The 1,643-nt window shown below is 40.5% G+C and carries 1 protein-coding gene; it reads right to left on the bottom strand.

Going from position 1 to position 1,643, the window contains the following annotated elements; genetic code table 11:
* Window positions 1-180: 180 nt before the first annotated feature.
* Window positions 181-1,392 carry an IS110 family RNA-guided transposase gene (locus tag A3GW_RS0107675; RefSeq protein WP_018368705.1) on the bottom strand — a complete coding sequence of 404 codons (1,212 nt, stop codon included), beginning with the start codon at window positions 1,390-1,392 and terminating at the stop codon, window positions 181-183.
* Between the last annotated feature and the right edge of the window lie 251 nt (window positions 1,393-1,643).

Genomic DNA, 1,643 nt, shown 5'->3' with positions numbered 1-1,643 from the left:
TTTTCTACCATTTGTCAAGTCTATCAAGGTTTTAGAGAAAAAATAATTTTCATACAGTCATCAAAATAGGGAAGTGACCTTACTTTACACTAAAGATTTACATAAAAAGTGTATACAAAACCAACACCTTATTTTGTGATTTTTGAAATAAGGTGTTACAATAATATGGCATAAACAATTTTACTGATTTTGGGTTAAAGTGTAATCGTAAAGTTTGTTATGCATAATGAGGTAATACATTGTCCGAATGAGACGATGTATGGAGGCAATCGTGTGTGGCTTGGTTGAAGTCGTTTGCGATTGTCTTTTTCGTTTCTCATAAAAGTCTGCGATATGGCACGGCTTGGTGTGACTAGCTGAAGCGATATTGTGGATACACTTGAACAGAATCTTTCTAGCGTAGGGATTGCCACGCTTGGTAATGTGTTCCTTAGCGAGAAAGTTACCCGATTCATAGTGTCTCAGGTCAATGCCGATAAAGGCATTGATTTGATTGGCAGACTGAAAACGGCGAATATCTCCCAGTTCACCAATAATACTTGTTGCAGTAGTCTCAGCGATACCAGGAATAGAAAGCAGAATGTCATACTCTGGTAAAGGTTGAGCTAGTTCCACCATCTGGTCTAAGACTACTTGTCTCTGTTCAGAAAGTCTAAGCAATTCTTTTGCATAGTAACGAACCTCTTCCAGTATTGGAGAGGTTTTCTTGACGGCACAAACGGCACAATAAGACTGATTGGCTAGTGTTATCAGCTTCTCAGCTAAGTAAGCCACACGCTTGTCCGAAATCCGTTTTGAAGTGGATTGACGAATGCTTTCTGAGAGTTTATCCTTGCTTAAATCAAGCACGAAGTCCTTGCAAGGAAAAGCTATAACTAAGTTCCAGTATTGTTCCCCAGTTGGCGTTGATAAGATAGTCTCCAACTCTGAGAAAGTGACCTGTAGGACCTTGTGTAGGCGGTTTTTAGCTCGAACAATGTCCTCAGTTAAGTTCTGATAGAATCGACTTAAATCTCGCAGTTCTTGATAGACTTCTTCTTGGACATAAGTGGGTTTACGATTCAGTACAAATTGAGACTGAGCCAGTTTTTCAGCGTCAATTTGATCGGTTTTCCGTACACGCAAGCTATCCAGTTGCTTCTTAGCTTCTAAGGGATTAAGTCGTGTATAAGCGTAGCCATGTTCATCCAGAAAAGCTTGAAGACGACGAGAATAGACACCTGTTGCTTCAAAGATGATTTCTGGCTTATGGACGGTTCTCAAATCGCCAAGTAGCCGAGCAAAGCCAATGGCGTCATTGGACATGGTATAGCCATGAACCTTCTCGCCGTTGACTAGAATGGCCACTTCTGAACTTGCCTTACTCACATCAATCCCGAAAACTGCACGCATGATACTACCTCTTTGTCTTGAATGATTCCTTGTTTTAGAGATGTCATTTTCAATACTCGACGTCTAGCGTCCCACATACTTTGATAACATTCTTTCTAAAACAGGTGTCTTGCCAGTTTTTGTTGCGACGTCTAGCGTCAAAAAGCCCCACGACTTAACAAGACACCTCTACTTTATCATCTTGAGAATGAAAAAAGTAGTGAGTACTCTCTCCCGTCGGAGATTTCCTCACTACTAATCTTAGTATGTTT

The sequence above is a fragment of the Streptococcus entericus DSM 14446 genome (assembly GCF_000380025.1).
Lineage (GTDB): Bacteria > Bacillota > Bacilli > Lactobacillales > Streptococcaceae > Streptococcus > Streptococcus entericus.
Note: the sequence above shows the minus strand (reverse complement) of the source record. Positions and strands in the feature narration are given on the sequence as shown.